Below are 14826 nucleotides of genomic sequence, written 5' to 3'. Positions count from 1 at the left end.
TCCCCCCACTTCACTTTTACAGATTCACATTTTTACGCTTTTACATCTTTACAGAACAAAGCCAACGAAAAGTTCACCACCCCGCACAGCTCTATAAACAATAGTCTATAAACGAATCCAGCTTTTTGCCTAGTACCCTTACAGTCTTCAGACACCCCCCTCAAACGAAAATGTTTCATCAGACCAGACAAGATAAGCCCAGCCAAAAATATTCACCACACACTCTAAAAAACACCTAAATGTGGAAATTGATATACTTGATATCATCCCCCCTCCAAATAACGCCGTTTTATAGCACATTGATTTTTCTTGCCAATCTTCTGAAATTACTTTATCACTTAAAGTGTAATTTTGATCGTCTACGCAACGATCAATAGGGATTAAAAACCCGAAGACTTGACACATAAATTTATCCCGCTTTGCGGGTATCCCGGAATTCCGGGAGATTTTGCTATGTCCAGGTGCGATGAGCACTAAAAGCAAAATGCTGATTCGAGGTCAGTGCTTTCAGGCTCCCGGAATACCAATGCGAGGGCGCTCGCAACCGGAGGGGGGCTTGAAGTGCCAACTAGAAATCCACATTTTATCGATATTTTGATAGGCAAAAGAATCCGTCATAGACGCATTGCAATAGGGCTTTCCCAAAAAGAATTAGGAAGCTATTTAGGTGTCAGTTTCCAACAAATCCAAAAATACGAAAAAGGCTTCAATCGTGTAAGTGCCAAATGTTTACTGGAAATCGCTCAAAAACTAGAAGTTCCTATGAACTTTTTTTATGCAGACATTGCCACAAAAGAAGATCTTCCCACAAAAGAAACCCTCTTACACCACAATCAAGAAACCTATAGCGAAAAAGAACACACTCTGTTGAGAAATTTTAGAGAACTCCAGCCGAAAAAACAAAAAGCAATCTTGTGGCTAATTTCTGATTAAGCAACAGCACAACGATCAACATTATTCCATTCATATCCCCCCCTTAAGTCAAATTCAAACCAGCTTCCCCTCAAACAACAGCACTTCATCAGGCTCAATAACTCAAACCCTGCCCTCAAATATTCTAGCACACCACACCCCTTCAAAGAGCAATGTTTTACGGCAGACTAGGATAATCAGCTGCATTTTTGTTGTCACTTATAATTTTCCAATGACTTTTGAATGCCTCAATTAGTCTTTTTATAGCACTTTCACTCTTTTTAAAGCTTCTTTCTCTGCTTCTTCTTTTAACTTCATGTCATTGGTGCCTTCATACCTTTTTATTGTTTTTTCAATCTGATCATCAGTCCCTGCTTTAAAAACAATCATTGTTTCAAACGGACGAAATAATGACGATTGCGAAATATGAAAAAAGATATTCGTGCGCAAATTGTTTGGATCAAACTCGCTATACCTTTTTATTTTTAAGTCATCGATAGATATCGCTTTTTTTGACATAGCAAGACCAATAACATCGCTATTTTTCTCACCAAAATCTTTTACTTTTAAAAGGTTATTTTTAGCGTCACAAACTGTCGATATATTCATGACTTCGTTAAGAACTAGAGCATTTATATCAAATTGAGCACCTATGCCAAAAATGAATACAAGATCACGCAAAGAAAAAGCTTTTTGAAAATAACAAGCATTGTACAAACGTGAGGGAACCCCAAGACATCTGACTGCTCGTCGAATGATTTTTATAGCGAGCTCATATGATTTTTCATCTAAACGATGATCACGAATGTCTGGAATGTAGATTTCTTGTGTTTCTTGTAACGGTGCAACTTCACTGTTTACTGCACGATCAATAAGCTTTTCTAACCAATTGTAACTCTCAACATTATCCTGCTCTCGGACAGACGATCTAATCTCTTCTAAAAGATTGTCCAGCCCACACTCTTCTCTAAAAGCACGCTCTCTTCGATCACACGTCATCGTAAATGTATGGGTATTTTCTCGTTTGTCCGGTATAGATGATGCGTCAATTTTTGGATCATTCACTTTAAATGGATCAACGCTTTCTCCACTTTTAACAGATATCGAATGCTCACCTCTAATAGTATCAAAAACTCTCGGCCCTTGCTCCTCCCTAAAAGAAATGCCTTGTTCAAGAAACATCTTTAATGGATTGGAATCATCCGGTGTTAACGATATACGCTGTATTAAAGAGTCCAAAATTTCCTGTTGAAGCTTATCATCACTTATTAACGAATCTTTCCTATCCTCGTAGAAATCCTTTAAGCCTTCTGGAATACGCCGATTGTAACTCTTAACTTCCTTTGCAAACCAGCTGTTAATTAATTCCTTGTTTGTGGCTAAGTTTGTAGCTAATTTCATGAGATTATACCCCCCATTTAAATTTCAAATGACCCTTTTTATCAATAAACTCCAATACAGTTCTTATTAAAGTTCTTGAAAAAAGTTCATTATCTGTTTATTTTACTTAATATTTACCATATTATAGTTTATTGGTAAATAAGTAAAGTAAACTAAATTAAGATATAGATGATATTTTTAATATACACCTCCACTTAAACTTGTCTTTGTAACACGAATAGCGAAAATTTTAACCAAAACAGGTTAGGGAGCTTTTTTTAAGTCTTTATCTTGATTAAAAAACTGCAAAGGAGCAAACTTGATTGTGCAGATAATCATGCTTCATTATCTACGAGCCACTAACAAGAGTGCAATCAATCAAACAGTTAAAAAAAACTTTTAGCAAAATTTTAAAGCAAAAAAACGCACATCACCGAAAAAATGAGAGAGCAGTGCATTTTACGCATCCTCCACCTTTTTCTTAAACAGCAAAACTCCAATCCATCATCAAAATATCTTCGTCTAAAATCCCCCACACCCCCTCAAAGAGCAATGTTTTACGGCGGATAAACGGCATTTCTCTCTAACGTTTTTACGCACAAAGCAATAAAGCAATCCCGCTTGTGACTTCACTTATAAAATTGCAAGAAAATAGTTTTCACGACAAACAGAAGTAAAAGAATCCTACGATATTCGAAAACGCTGATTTAACATGCAAAAACACCAGCCACTCCCTTTGCTTTGCAATAAAATACCGCTGTCTCATCGTGAATTTTTCTAAATCAGCACGCTTCAAAGAGCGGTGTTTATCACATAATAGGATTATCACCGCCCTTTATACCATGAATTTTTCCAAACTTAATCTTCAGGCAAAAATTCCAACCGATCTCCTTGTTTTGTAATTTTCACCGTTGTCTCATCGTGAATTTTTCCAAATAAGATATTTTCCGCCAGTGGGTCTTGAATTTCTTTTTGGATAATCCGTTTAAGCGGACGCGCACCATAAAGGGGATCATAGCCCTTATCGGCAAGAAATTTTCTCACCTCTGGCTCGATTTGCAAAGTTATTTTGCGTTCATTGAGCAAATTTTGCAAATGTTCTATCTGAATATCGACGATAGCTTCCATATCGTGACGTTGCAGCCTTTGAAAGAGAATAATCTCATCAATACGGTTTAAAAATTCAGGACGGAAAGCCGCTTTAACGACATTCATAACATCATTTTTTGCCTGATCGGTTGTTTGCCCTTCAGGCAAAGCAGTTAAAAACTCAGCACCAAGATTAGAAGTCATAATCAACAAAGTGTTACGAAAGTCGACAGTTCTGCCCTGGCTATCCGTCAAGCGTCCCTCATCCAACACTTGCAACAAGAGATTAAAAATATCAGGGTGTGCTTTTTCAATTTCATCGAATAAAATGACCTGGTACGGTCTTCTACGTACAGCTTCGGTCAGCACTCCCCCTTCTTCATATCCGACATATCCGGGAGGTGCCCCAATCAGCCTCGCCCCAGCATGTTTTTCCATATATTCTGACATATCAATACGCAACATGGCATTGGGGTCTTGGAAAAGAAAAGCGGCCAGTGCTTTGGTTAATTCGGTTTTCCCCACACCAGTAGGACCCAAAAACATGAAAGAGCCAAGCGGCCGATTAGGATCTTGCAACCCTGCACGCGCACGACGTACAGCACGAGAAACAGCTTGCACAGCCTCTCCCTGCCCAATCACACGTTTGCTAATTTCATCTTCCATCCGCAACAGCGCCTCCCGTTCTGCCTCCAGCATTCGATCAACAGGAATACCGGTCCAGCGTGAAACAATCCGCGCCACATGTTCAGCAGTAACCGTCTCTTCGACGAGATGATTTTGTTGGTCATCATTTTCCGCGATACTCAATTGTTTTTCGAGTTCAGGAATGACACTATAAGCGAGCTCTCCAGCGCGTTGGAATTGTCCATCACGCTGTGCAATAGCCAAAGCATTACGGGCTTCTTCGAGTTGTTTTTTCAAATCGGCAGCATGCCCTAATTTTTGTTTTTCGGCCTGCCAAGCACTTGTCATCTCAGCGGACTGTTGTTCCAATGTTTTGAGTTCCTCCTGCACATTTTCCAAACGTTCTTTTGCTGTTGGCTCGACATCTGTTTTCAAAGCTTCCCGTTCGATCTTCAACTGTAAAATACGCCGATCAACAGCATCGAGTTCTTCCGGCTTTGAATCGACCTGCATACGCAACCGCGCAGCCGCTTCATCGATCAGATCAATAGCTTTATCCGGCAAGAAGCGATCCGTAATATAGCGTGAAGAAAGCTTTGCAGCTGCAATTAAAGCACTATCAGCCAAACGAACTTTGTGATGTTGTTCATATTTTTCCTTAATACCGCGCAAAATAGAAATAGTATCTTCCAAAGAGGGTTCAGGTACAAAGACAGGTTGGAAGCGGCGTGCAAGAGCAGCGTCTTTTTCGACATATTTTCGATATTCATCGAGCGTAGTAGCGCCCACACAATGGAGTTCTCCGCGTGCAAGAGCAGGTTTTAACAAGTTAGAAGCATCCATAGGACCGTCAGATTTTCCAGCGCCAACAAGATTGTGCAATTCATCAATAAAGAGGATAATTTGTCCATTTTCGGCTTGCACCTCTGCCAGCACCGCTTTAAGGCGCTCTTCGAATTCCCCACGATACTTTGCACCAGCGATAAGCGCTCCCATATCCAACGCATGAAGCTGTTTATCCCGCAAAGTTTCAGGCACATCGCCATTGATAATGCGCAGAGCTAACCCTTCCACAATAGCTGTTTTCCCCACCCCAGGCTCACCAATCAACACGGGATTATTTTTGGTACGCCGTGAAAGCACCTGAATAGTGCGGCGGATTTCCTCTTCCCGCCCAATCACAGGGTCGAGTTTTCCTTCACGGGCATCTTTTGTGAGATCCCGGGCATATTTTTGCAAGGCATCATATTGTCCTTCAGCATGGGGGCTTGTTGCTGTTTTTCCTTTCCGCAGCGCATTAATTGCCCGATTAAGCGCTTGCGGGGTCAATCCTCCACTTGTTAAAATATCGGCTGTTTTTGCGGTCTTTTCCATGATCAGCGCTTGCAACATGCGCTCCACGGTCACAAACTGATCACCGGCTTTTTTCGCAATATCCTCAGCCAGCGCGAAAACTTTTGCCAATGGCTGAGAAAGATAGAGCTGTCCATTTCCCCCCTGCACTTTAGGCAAAGCATCAAGTGCTTCTTTTAGCGCCTTTTGAATAAGAGTAAGATCACCACCAGCGTTTTGGATAAGCGATGCAGCCAATCCTTGAGAATCGTCTAACAACACTTTCAGGAAATGCTCCGGCAAAAACTGCTGATGATCAGAAGCAAGAGCGCTATTTTGTGCTGATTGTAAAAAACCCTGCACGCGTTCGCTATATTTTTCCAAGTTCATTTTTTTTCCTTAAATCTCAAGCCATCACCACACTTTAACCTCTCCAATATTCCACAAAAGAAACATCCAGAAAGGATTTTCCAGCCTCTAAAAAACACCGCGAAAAAAGCAGCAAGAAGAAGAACCATAGTGCTAAAAAGAATATGGGTTTCTACAAGCCTCATAGCAAGAGGGAGAAAAAAAATACGCTATCATTTTAAATAAAAACCGCAACTTTTCTTATACCCCCCCCATCATCACTCCCCCTTTTAAACCATCACCCCTAAATTCCACCATTAAAACTTAAATTTGAACAGCAGAAAAGGAGCATGCAAAAACACTTTAAACAAAGTAGTCTTTACAGCATATAGTTTAGAGTAAACATTAAAGTATTTTCTCTAATTTTACTTAACAAATCATTGAATATGTGCTTTAATACTTATAAAGTTACACTATTTTTATTAAGATAGAGGATTTGAGTATGTACCATACTGTAAAAAAGGTTATTTTAATACTTTTATTCCTTCTGATAAGTAAACCAAGCTATGCCATTTTTGCCGGCAAAGTTATTACAATAGAGCATGAATGGCTTAAAAATGCATCATTTGATCTATTTGTTTTCACCCAGCAAGTAAATTACGATGGTGGGTCTAACTCCATCTATTTCTGGGGAAATAAATTTGAATTCCAAAATGGAAAAAGTGGACAAATTGGTTTTTTCAACAGGAGCGGCCGTACCATTCATTTTTCTATCTGGAATGCAACGGGATGGAAGGGTAATACATGTAAGCATTTTACTCAGGAAGGTTCAGGAGTACGATGTGAAATTAACTTTCCATGGGAGATGGGACGCAGATATCGATTATATGTTGAAAAAAATGGAAATCTAGTTACAGCGACAGTAGTCGATTTTATAACGGGTAAAAAAGTGAATATTGGGACCATAGAAGTACCAAATACATTTGGACAACTCCGTAAATCTTCAAGTTTTGTTGAAGACCATTCTCGTTGGAAGAGACATCTCTCCTCCTGTTATGATTTAAGTCCGCAAAGTTCGATTTTTTTTGAGCCTCAAGGCATAAAACAAAACAAGCTACACGAAGGGAGTCTGAAAGCTTCTAATCAAGGAAAGTGTCAAGATTCTGACTTCATCCAAACATCATGTACATCCAACTTTTGCATGACAAGTATAAGCGACTTTGGAGGTTTAGCCTCGCCTACTACTAAACCAGAAATACAAATTTCCAATGAGAAAGATCTGTCTGCAGAAACAATTTCTAACGTTTTGAAACAAAAAGAGCTTGTCGTTATTCGTTCAAAAAATCGTTCTTGGGCACCCAATATCTTTTTGCCATCTCCTGATTCATTTAAGTGGAAATCAATCTTTATAGATCATCTAGCGGCTTTCAGTTCTACGCTTCACACCACTCACGGCACACAAAAGATAACCACAGGTCAAAAGATTATGTATATGTCTGATGGAAAAACTTGGAAGATTATGAAAAGAAACTAGCTTTTTTCTTCTTGATAAGCCCCTCACTCCCCTTTGAAAACAACTGGGGGTGAGAAAGTTTTTTTTCATTTCCCCACCACGGCTCCCTTTCCCAGTTATTTTTTCGAGCCCTGCTCTCATCCCGTCGTCCCCTTTAACTTCCCTCGTCACCAGACTTTCCAGGGCATTTTCTCCATTCTCACCCCCTTTCAAAACCACAACACCCTTTAATAAAATCCTCACCTCCCTCTTCTATCACCCTCACACCATCCCTTCACGCATCCCTTTGCACTACCCCCGCCTCTTATCCACACCCTCCCCTTGTCCATAGGCACTCTCTCCATTCCACGCACTCCTTTTTCTCTCCCATCACACATTCACGACTTACAGCACTCTTCATTCCAGCTTCCCTCCTCGATTAACAAGCTCTCGTTCTCCCCCCATTTATCTCACCCCATCCATGCAAAAACCCAACGTGCCCCCAAAATTAGCTCACCTCATCATCATACTTTCCAGCGTATTTTCTCCATTCTCACCCCCTTTCAAAACCACAGCACCCTTTAATAAAAGCCTCACCCTCCCTCTTCTATCACCCTCACACCATCCCTTCACGCATCCCTTTAAACTACCCCCACCTCTTATCCACACCCTCCCCCTTGTCCATAGGCACTCTCCCATTCCACGCACTCCTTTTTCTCTCCCATCAAACATTTACGACTTACAGCACTCTTCATTCCAGCTTCCCTCCTCGATTCACAAGCTCGTTCTCTCCCCATTTATCTCACCCCATCCATGCAAAAACCCAACGTGCCACCAAAACACGCACAATGCATAAATCCATAAATCCTCCTCTTCACTTTAACAGATTCACATTTTTACGCTTTTACACATTCACAGAAAATAGCCAACGAAAGATTCACCCCACGCACTGCTCTGTAAACACTGCTCTGCAAAAATCTGATTTCTTGTCTATTAGATTCCCCTGCTGATTATTTCATATGGCTATCCCACATATCAAAAAATGCTGTTTCATCAGACAAGACAAATAAGCCCTTCCTCCAAATATTCTCCACATACTCTTCTCCAGAAAACGCACTTAACACCCCTTTTCATCCCAGCTTTCCCCTCTCCACTCACAAATGCATTCCCCCATTTATCTCACCACATTCCACGCCAAATAAAAGTATACACAAAGCACAAATCCCCCGCATTATTTTACGGATATACGTTTTAACGCTTTTACGTTATTACAGAAGTCAGCCAAATAAAATTTCCACATCACCACCCCGCGCTGCACTGTAAACACTGTTCTGAAAACGAACCCAGCTTTTTGCCTAGTCCCCTTACAGTCTCCCCCCCCAAAAAAGACAGCACTTCACCAGGCTCAACAAATCAAGCCCTACCCTGAATATTCAAGCTCTTCACTCCTCCTTCAAATAGCGCCGTTTTACGGTATAACAGAATAGAAAATTTTTCATTTTTCTTGCCAACCTTCTGAAATTACTTTATCACTTAAAGTGTCATTTTGATCGTCCACGCAGCGATCAACAGGGAACTAAAAGCCCTAAGTCCGAGCGTACAATTGAGCCCACTTTTTCGAATATCCTTAGAATTCCGGGAGATTTTGCTATGTCTAGGTGCGTTTCCGCACTAAAAGCAAAAAGCTGACTAGGGTTCAGTACTTGTTACTCTCGGAATACCAATGCGAGGGCGCTCGCAACCGGAGGGGGGCTTGAAGTGCAAACCAAAAATCCATATTTTATCGACATTTTGATAGGTAAAAGCGCGATTTATAATCCATATTTCGCACTTTTTAAAAAGTACCCAATCTTATAGTCTTTGAGATTATTTTGATTTTTCTTGCCAATCTTCTGAAATTACTTTATCACTTAAAGTGTAATTTTGATCGTCCACGCAACGATCAACAGGGAACTAAAAGCCCTAAACCCTAGCGTACAATTGAACCCACTCTTGTGGGTATCCCGGGATTCCGGGAGTTTTTGCTATGTCCAGGTGCGTTTCCGCACTAAAAGCAAAAAAGCTGACTAGGGTTCAGTACTTTTAGACTCCCGGAATACCAATGCGAGGGCGCTCGCAACCGGAGGGGGGGCTTGAAGTGCAAACCAAAAATCCACATTTTATCGACATTTTGATAGGCAAAAGAATTCGTCAAAGAAGAATTGCCATGAGCCTTTCTCAAAAAGAATTAGGAAGCCATTTAGGTGTCAGTTTCCAACAAATCCAAAAATACGAAAAAGGCTTCAATCGTGTAAGCGTAGGGTATTTACTCAAAATCGCTCAAAAACTAGAAGTTCCCGTAAACTTTTTTTATGCAGACATTGCCACAAAAGAAGATCTCTCAACAAAAGAAACTCTCTTACACCACAATCAAGAAACATACAGCGAAAAAGAACACACCCTTTTAAAAAACTTTAGAGACCTCCAGCCGAAAAAACAAAAAGCAATCTTGTGGTTGATTTCTGATTAGGAAAAAGAGCAACAATTAACATACCCCCTGCCTAAAGTTTCCCATACCTGATATCACCATACCTCCAAGAATGATATTTTACGGCATATAAGATAATTCACACTATAGCTCCTCGTTTTCTGTTTCCATTATTGCTTCAAGTCAAGCTGATTAAGGATTGGCAGCTGAGTTTTTAAGTTTGGCTATTCGTAGCAAAGCGGAGTTAAACAAAAATGACATTGTTACTCAAAACCATGCCCCCTATTGCGTTTACGAGACGGTAGAACAGTGTCAAGAAGGCAAAGCCCCGAAAAAAAATATGAGCGTTTAAGTAAAAATCAAAGATTAAACCTATAACGTTGAAAAAGCTGCTCTATGTTGGATTATCTCCACGTCCTCTAAATCTCAGAAAAATGATTTAAAATATTTGTTTTATTGATGAGCCAATCATTGAGATCGAACAATTAACAAAGAACGGTTCAGCAATATCCTGATAGCCAATAAACAGAATAATCCACTCAATCCAGAAAGAAGGAACAATTTTCCAGCCGAAGTGTGACCTAAAACAAACGCTCCAACAAAGGGCGCCACCAACATAGCTAAATTTTGTATAGACTGCACCCATCCGGAAGCCAATCCAATCTGTTCATTGAAATTGCTTACCAGATAAACATTAGAAGATATGGAAAAGTAAGCGCTAACCATTCCAATAAGGAAAAAACAGAGCAACAAAGTCTCAATACGGAGTAAATCAAAGTAAAAAAAGCACACTGAGATCATGACAAAACCAATCATTGTTGACATTGCCGGCATTAACAACTCTGATATTTTGCCTGTAAGGGGTTTATACTTTGATTGTTTCACACTCCAAAATCCATAGAGAAAATTACCGATTGCCGAAGCCGATACCAGCATCCCAAGAGCCTGTTTATTCATTTTCATTGCACTAAGAATAACCGGCAACTGATTATTCACCATAAAGATCATGGCAAAATACACAAACATCACCGCCACATAGGCATACCAAGTTGTCCCATAAAGCCTCTGCTTTGATTTTATGGTATTCGCTGTTTTTATCATGAGCGACGAGACAGGTTGTGCACCAAGACAACAAAACACCATAAAGCCTAGCAATGTCAAAAATCCAGAAAACAATAAAGTATAGGTATCTGATAAAAGTACAGACAGAGCACTCCCCAAAGCAGGTCCTATCATCTTTGCCGCGATATTGATCATGTTAAGCACAGAATAGTAACGAGTCCGTCCGTTTTCAGGCACCGAATTTGCACTGAGAACGGAAATTGCAGGCATGGCTAGACTGTTGAATGTCGCTCGAATAACTGCCAGTATAATAAATCCTTGCAGACTCGTCGCCATCAATAAACCGACAGTACAGAGTGCCCGTAACAGCAGTGACGCCCGCAACCAATGGATCATAGAACGGTGACTTACCAACATTCCAATTGGCTTAGACAGAACGATACCAGGTAATAATGTTGCCGCTCCAATAAAAGCGACATCATATTGATCAGCTTTCCACGTGAACACAGATACGGTCAAAATCACGATATAATCAATCCAACCGCCAAATGACACCACGCCATTACCCAGCAAAAGCACCAACAAGCGATTTTTTGTTACCCCGTCTCTTTGCACCAAAACACGCGCCCCTCTTTTTCGTTAGCAATACTGATTAGATGATCAATTTTTCCTCACACCCTAAAGGCATCAACAACTTTCACGCAACAAAGCACTAACAAGCGATTTTTTGTTACCCCGTCTCTTTGCACCAAAACACGCGCGCCCTTTTTTTCCTTAGCAATACTGATTAGATGATCAATTTTTCCTCACACCCTAAAGGCACCAACAACTTTCACGCAACAAAGCACCAACAAGCTATTTTTTATTGCCCCATCTCTTTGCACCAAAACACGCGCCCCTCTTTTTTCGTTAGCAATACTGATTAGATGATCAATTTTTCCTCACACCCTAAAGGCACCAACAACTTTCACGCAACAAAGCACCATCGACCTTCATGCAACAAAGCAATTTATAATTATCCATGGTAAACAAAACCTCTGGAGATAAGTCTTAGATATGTATTAAAACTTCCATCGTTGATTGAACTTAATCTGCGTCTTTGCGAATGACGATAATAAGCAAGCCGTTAATCCAGCTCTTAAATACATTTACGATAATCCCGCGCGCCTCCCCTTCAGTTCCCACACAAAAAACGCTTTAGCGTTCTTTTCTCAAGAGAACTCTTTATTCTTCTTCATCACTTACTTGTGGTGGGGGTGGTAAAATATAAGAGCCTGAAAGCCAACGATTAAGATCAATAGCTCGGCACCGTGTGGAACAAAAAGGATAAGAAGATTTTTGTGACATCTGACCACAAATAGGACAAGGATGCGGAGGACGGGTCTCTTTTTGCAAATTTAGCTCTTTTTGTTCTTGGCACACCTTTGTCATTGGCTTCTTCATTAACTTTTCTTCTGTTGCTTTTTTTTCATTTTTGCTTTTCTCTTTTTGTTGCTTTTCACCTTGCATTGATCTTACCTTAAAGTTTTTCTAATGCGTTTGTTCAGCCCAATAAGTGAAAAGTGGATAGTGATAAGCGGTCAAGAGATCGGCTGTTTCAGCCAAAGGCAATCCCACAACATTAGAATAAGAACCCGTGATATGGACAACAAAAGCCCCTGCTTTTCCTTGGATAGCGTAGCCACCCGCTTTCCCTTGCCATTCTCCTGAAGCAAGGTAAGCCTTCATCATGGCAGAAGTTAAGCGTCTAAAGCGAACACGACTTTCAACCAATTTTACGGTTATTTTTCCACGTTCATTGAGCGCACAAATGGCACCATAGACCTTATGCGAACGCCCAGAAAGGTATCGTAAACATTCATAAGCCTCATCCTCGCTTTCTGGTTTGGGGAAAATGGTCCGCCCAACAGCCACCACCGTATCAGCCGCCAAGATAATCATTTTCTGTCCAGGTAATTTTTCTTGACCATTCTGCAACTCGTCTTGACCATTCTGACTGTACCAGCGCAAAATTTTTTGGGCTTTCAGTGCTTTTTCTTTTGCCAAACGTTTGGCAAGGTTTGCAGGATGTTCTTTTAATTTTGGCGTTTCATCAATATCGCTTGCATAAACCTGCTGGGGATCAATCCCTATTTGTGCCAAGAGCGCTAAACGCCTTGGCGAAGCGGAGGCAAGCACCAAATGAATTTCTTCTGTAAGAGTATCTGCCAAACGTTTTTCCCCCCACTCTCTTATATTTCTCATTTCCACCCCTTCACAATCGACTTCCCTCTCACCCCCTTAAGCACCCCCTTTTTAAGCGCCCCTTTAGCCTCCCTTTTAAGCGCTATTGATCTCCTTATCCTTTTTCCGCATCGATTTTACAGTTTTTCAAGGCTCTTCAAACACTCCCCTTTTTTCACTCATGAAAAGCAAACTAAAAAACTGTTAAAAAATAATAGAAATAATATGATAGCTTTTAGAAAAAAGTGCAAGCCACCCACGATGCTACTTATAGCGATATGTAATACGCCCTTTTGTCAAATCATAAGGTGTCATTTCCACCATGATTTTATCACCGGCCAACACCCGTATACGATTTTTCCGCATTCTACCAGCGGTATGAGCAATAATTTCATGATCATTTTCCAGTTTCACACGAAACATCGCGTTAGGTAAGAGTTCAGTAACGATACCAGAAAATTCTAAAACTTCTTCTTTTGACATAAACAAACATTTCCTTTACAGTGCACATATTTTGTTAAGCTGCGCGTTATTTCCAGCGTTCATATCCTATTTTCTTAAGTTTGTGAATAAAAATTCCACAAAAAGGGAAAGGTTTTTCAAGTTTACTCTTCCATGCTCTCAAAAAACGTCATCCCACACCTTAAGAATCAAAACTTTTTTTTCACCAATTTTACCCGCTAATTTCCTTCAATTTTTATGATGATTTTGGTTTCAGTGTGACAAGAAATTACGCTAATTTTTTCCCCTAAAGCATTTTCACAACACCTCTGACTAATCCCTCCACAACTTACGAACAATCATCCTCTCTCCAACTTTTCCTCACCTTCCACACCTTAAACATGCGCCCTTCAGATAAACACCACTCCCCCCACGCCAGAAGCCCTTCCTTTTCTCAAAAACCTTCTCCATTCTTCACACACCATTCACAACATGCTTCACTGCCCCACACTTCATACTCTACGCATTTCCTATAAAGCCTTCCCCATTTTCTCTCTCTTCACACGCTTCCTCTAAGCCACTCCTTCCATTTATGTTGTTCTTCCTACCTTCGAAAACACGATCCCTATACATTGCGTATCATTAACCACAACGCCCCTAACAACATAAAGCCTTTCCTTTTTCACGAATATACGTTTTCACGCTTTTACAGATTCACAGAATAAAGCCACATGAAACTTCCACACCGCACCACTCTATAAACAATAGTATTACCCCAGCTTCTTGCCTAGCCAATCTCCCCCAAGCACTTCAGATCACCCACCCTCAAACGAGATTATTTCATCAAACGCGACAAAAAAATCCAGCCTAAAATACTCATCATACACTCTAAAAAACACCTTGATAAATTGATATGCCTGATATCACCCCCCCTATAAGCTTCCCTTCTAATCATGATTTCGGAGCCGCGTGAGAGGGACAAAACAAGCCGTTAAGTTCTGGGGGTCAAGGACGCCGTTAGGCGCCATGTAATGGTCTCCTTGACCTTAAGAACCTAGGATTGTTAGTCCCCTCATTAAAAGCGGGTCTGATCTCATGATTTTGGTGAGCGTTCCGGAGAGTTTGAGAGGCGGAAAGCCTCTCATTAAAAAATAAAGTTTATAAATAAAAACTATTTTCATTTGCCAATCTCCTGAAATTACTTTATCACTTAAAAGATATTTTGATCGTCTACGCAGCGATCAAGAGGGATTCAAAAACCCTAAGCTCTAGCGTAAAATGAGCCCACTCTTGTGGGTGTCCCGGAATTCCGGGAGTTTTTGCCATGTCCAGGTGCTTTAAGCACTAAAAGCAAAAAAGCTGACTAGAGCTCAGTATTTTGACTCCCGGAATACCAATGCGAGGGCGCTCGCAACCGGAGGGGGGCTTGAAGTGCAAACCAAAAATCCAAATT

At 40.7% G+C, this 14826-nt stretch carries 10 protein-coding genes; 3 read left to right on the top strand and 7 right to left on the bottom strand.

Annotated elements, in window-relative coordinates:
• Positions 1–561: 561 nt before the first annotated feature.
• Positions 562–933 (top strand): helix-turn-helix domain-containing protein, encoded by a 372-nt coding sequence (locus ACFINZ_RS06865; RefSeq protein WP_375684121.1) that lies wholly within the window; start codon positions 562–564, stop codon positions 931–933.
• Positions 934–1173: 240 nt separating this feature from the next.
• On the opposite strand, the gene ACFINZ_RS06860 is transcribed toward ACFINZ_RS06865, so the two are convergent.
• Both ACFINZ_RS06860 and clpB read right to left on the bottom strand, forming a co-directional pair.
• Positions 1174–2313 carry a hypothetical protein gene (locus ACFINZ_RS06860; protein ID WP_375684120.1) on the bottom strand — a complete coding sequence of 380 codons (1140 nt, stop codon included), beginning with the start codon at positions 2311–2313 and terminating at the stop codon, positions 1174–1176.
• An 837-nt stretch (positions 2314–3150) separates the two neighbouring features.
• Positions 3151–5730: an ATP-dependent chaperone ClpB gene (clpB, locus tag ACFINZ_RS06855; RefSeq protein WP_375701268.1), complete on the bottom strand. Its 2580-nt coding sequence runs from the start codon at positions 5728–5730 to the stop codon at positions 3151–3153.
• Positions 5731–6190: 460 nt separating this feature from the next.
• Here clpB and ACFINZ_RS06850 point away from each other — a divergent pair, with 460 nt between their 5' ends.
• Positions 6191–7222 carry a DUF3472 domain-containing protein gene (locus ACFINZ_RS06850; RefSeq protein ID WP_375701267.1) on the top strand — a complete coding sequence of 344 codons (1032 nt, stop codon included), beginning with the start codon at positions 6191–6193 and terminating at the stop codon, positions 7220–7222.
• A 617-nt stretch (positions 7223–7839) separates the two neighbouring features.
• Here the strand turns inward: ACFINZ_RS06850 and ACFINZ_RS06845 are convergent.
• Positions 7840–7977 carry a hypothetical protein gene (locus ACFINZ_RS06845; RefSeq protein WP_375638510.1) on the bottom strand — a complete coding sequence of 46 codons (138 nt, stop codon included), beginning with the start codon at positions 7975–7977 and terminating at the stop codon, positions 7840–7842.
• A 1340-nt stretch (positions 7978–9317) separates the two neighbouring features.
• Between ACFINZ_RS06845 and ACFINZ_RS06840 the strand changes: the two genes are divergently transcribed.
• Complete coding sequence (locus ACFINZ_RS06840; RefSeq protein WP_375701271.1) at positions 9318–9689, top strand: helix-turn-helix domain-containing protein; 372 nt, start codon at positions 9318–9320, stop codon at positions 9687–9689.
• Between the two features lie 426 nt (positions 9690–10115).
• On the opposite strand, the gene ACFINZ_RS06835 is transcribed toward ACFINZ_RS06840, so the two are convergent.
• From ACFINZ_RS06835 to infA, 4 genes are all read right to left on the bottom strand, one after another.
• Positions 10116–11324 (bottom strand): MFS transporter, encoded by a 1209-nt coding sequence (locus ACFINZ_RS06835; protein WP_375701270.1) that lies wholly within the window; start codon positions 11322–11324, stop codon positions 10116–10118.
• A gap of 609 nt (positions 11325–11933) precedes the next feature.
• Positions 11934–12218: a DNA gyrase inhibitor YacG gene (yacG, locus tag ACFINZ_RS06830; RefSeq protein WP_375611670.1), complete on the bottom strand. Its 285-nt coding sequence runs from the start codon at positions 12216–12218 to the stop codon at positions 11934–11936.
• Between the two features lie 21 nt (positions 12219–12239).
• Positions 12240–12953 carry a Maf family nucleotide pyrophosphatase gene (locus ACFINZ_RS06825; protein ID WP_375701266.1) on the bottom strand — a complete coding sequence of 238 codons (714 nt, stop codon included), beginning with the start codon at positions 12951–12953 and terminating at the stop codon, positions 12240–12242.
• A 243-nt stretch (positions 12954–13196) separates the two neighbouring features.
• Positions 13197–13415 carry a translation initiation factor IF-1 gene (gene infA / locus ACFINZ_RS06820; RefSeq protein ID WP_004857577.1) on the bottom strand — a complete coding sequence of 73 codons (219 nt, stop codon included), beginning with the start codon at positions 13413–13415 and terminating at the stop codon, positions 13197–13199.
• Positions 13416–14826: the final 1411 nt, after the last annotated feature.

The organism is Bartonella sp. AA81SXKL, from assembly GCF_042196945.1.
Lineage (GTDB): Bacteria > Pseudomonadota > Alphaproteobacteria > Rhizobiales > Rhizobiaceae > Bartonella.
The sequence above is the reverse complement of the archived record's forward strand: the minus strand, read 5'-3'. Positions and strand labels throughout refer to the sequence as shown.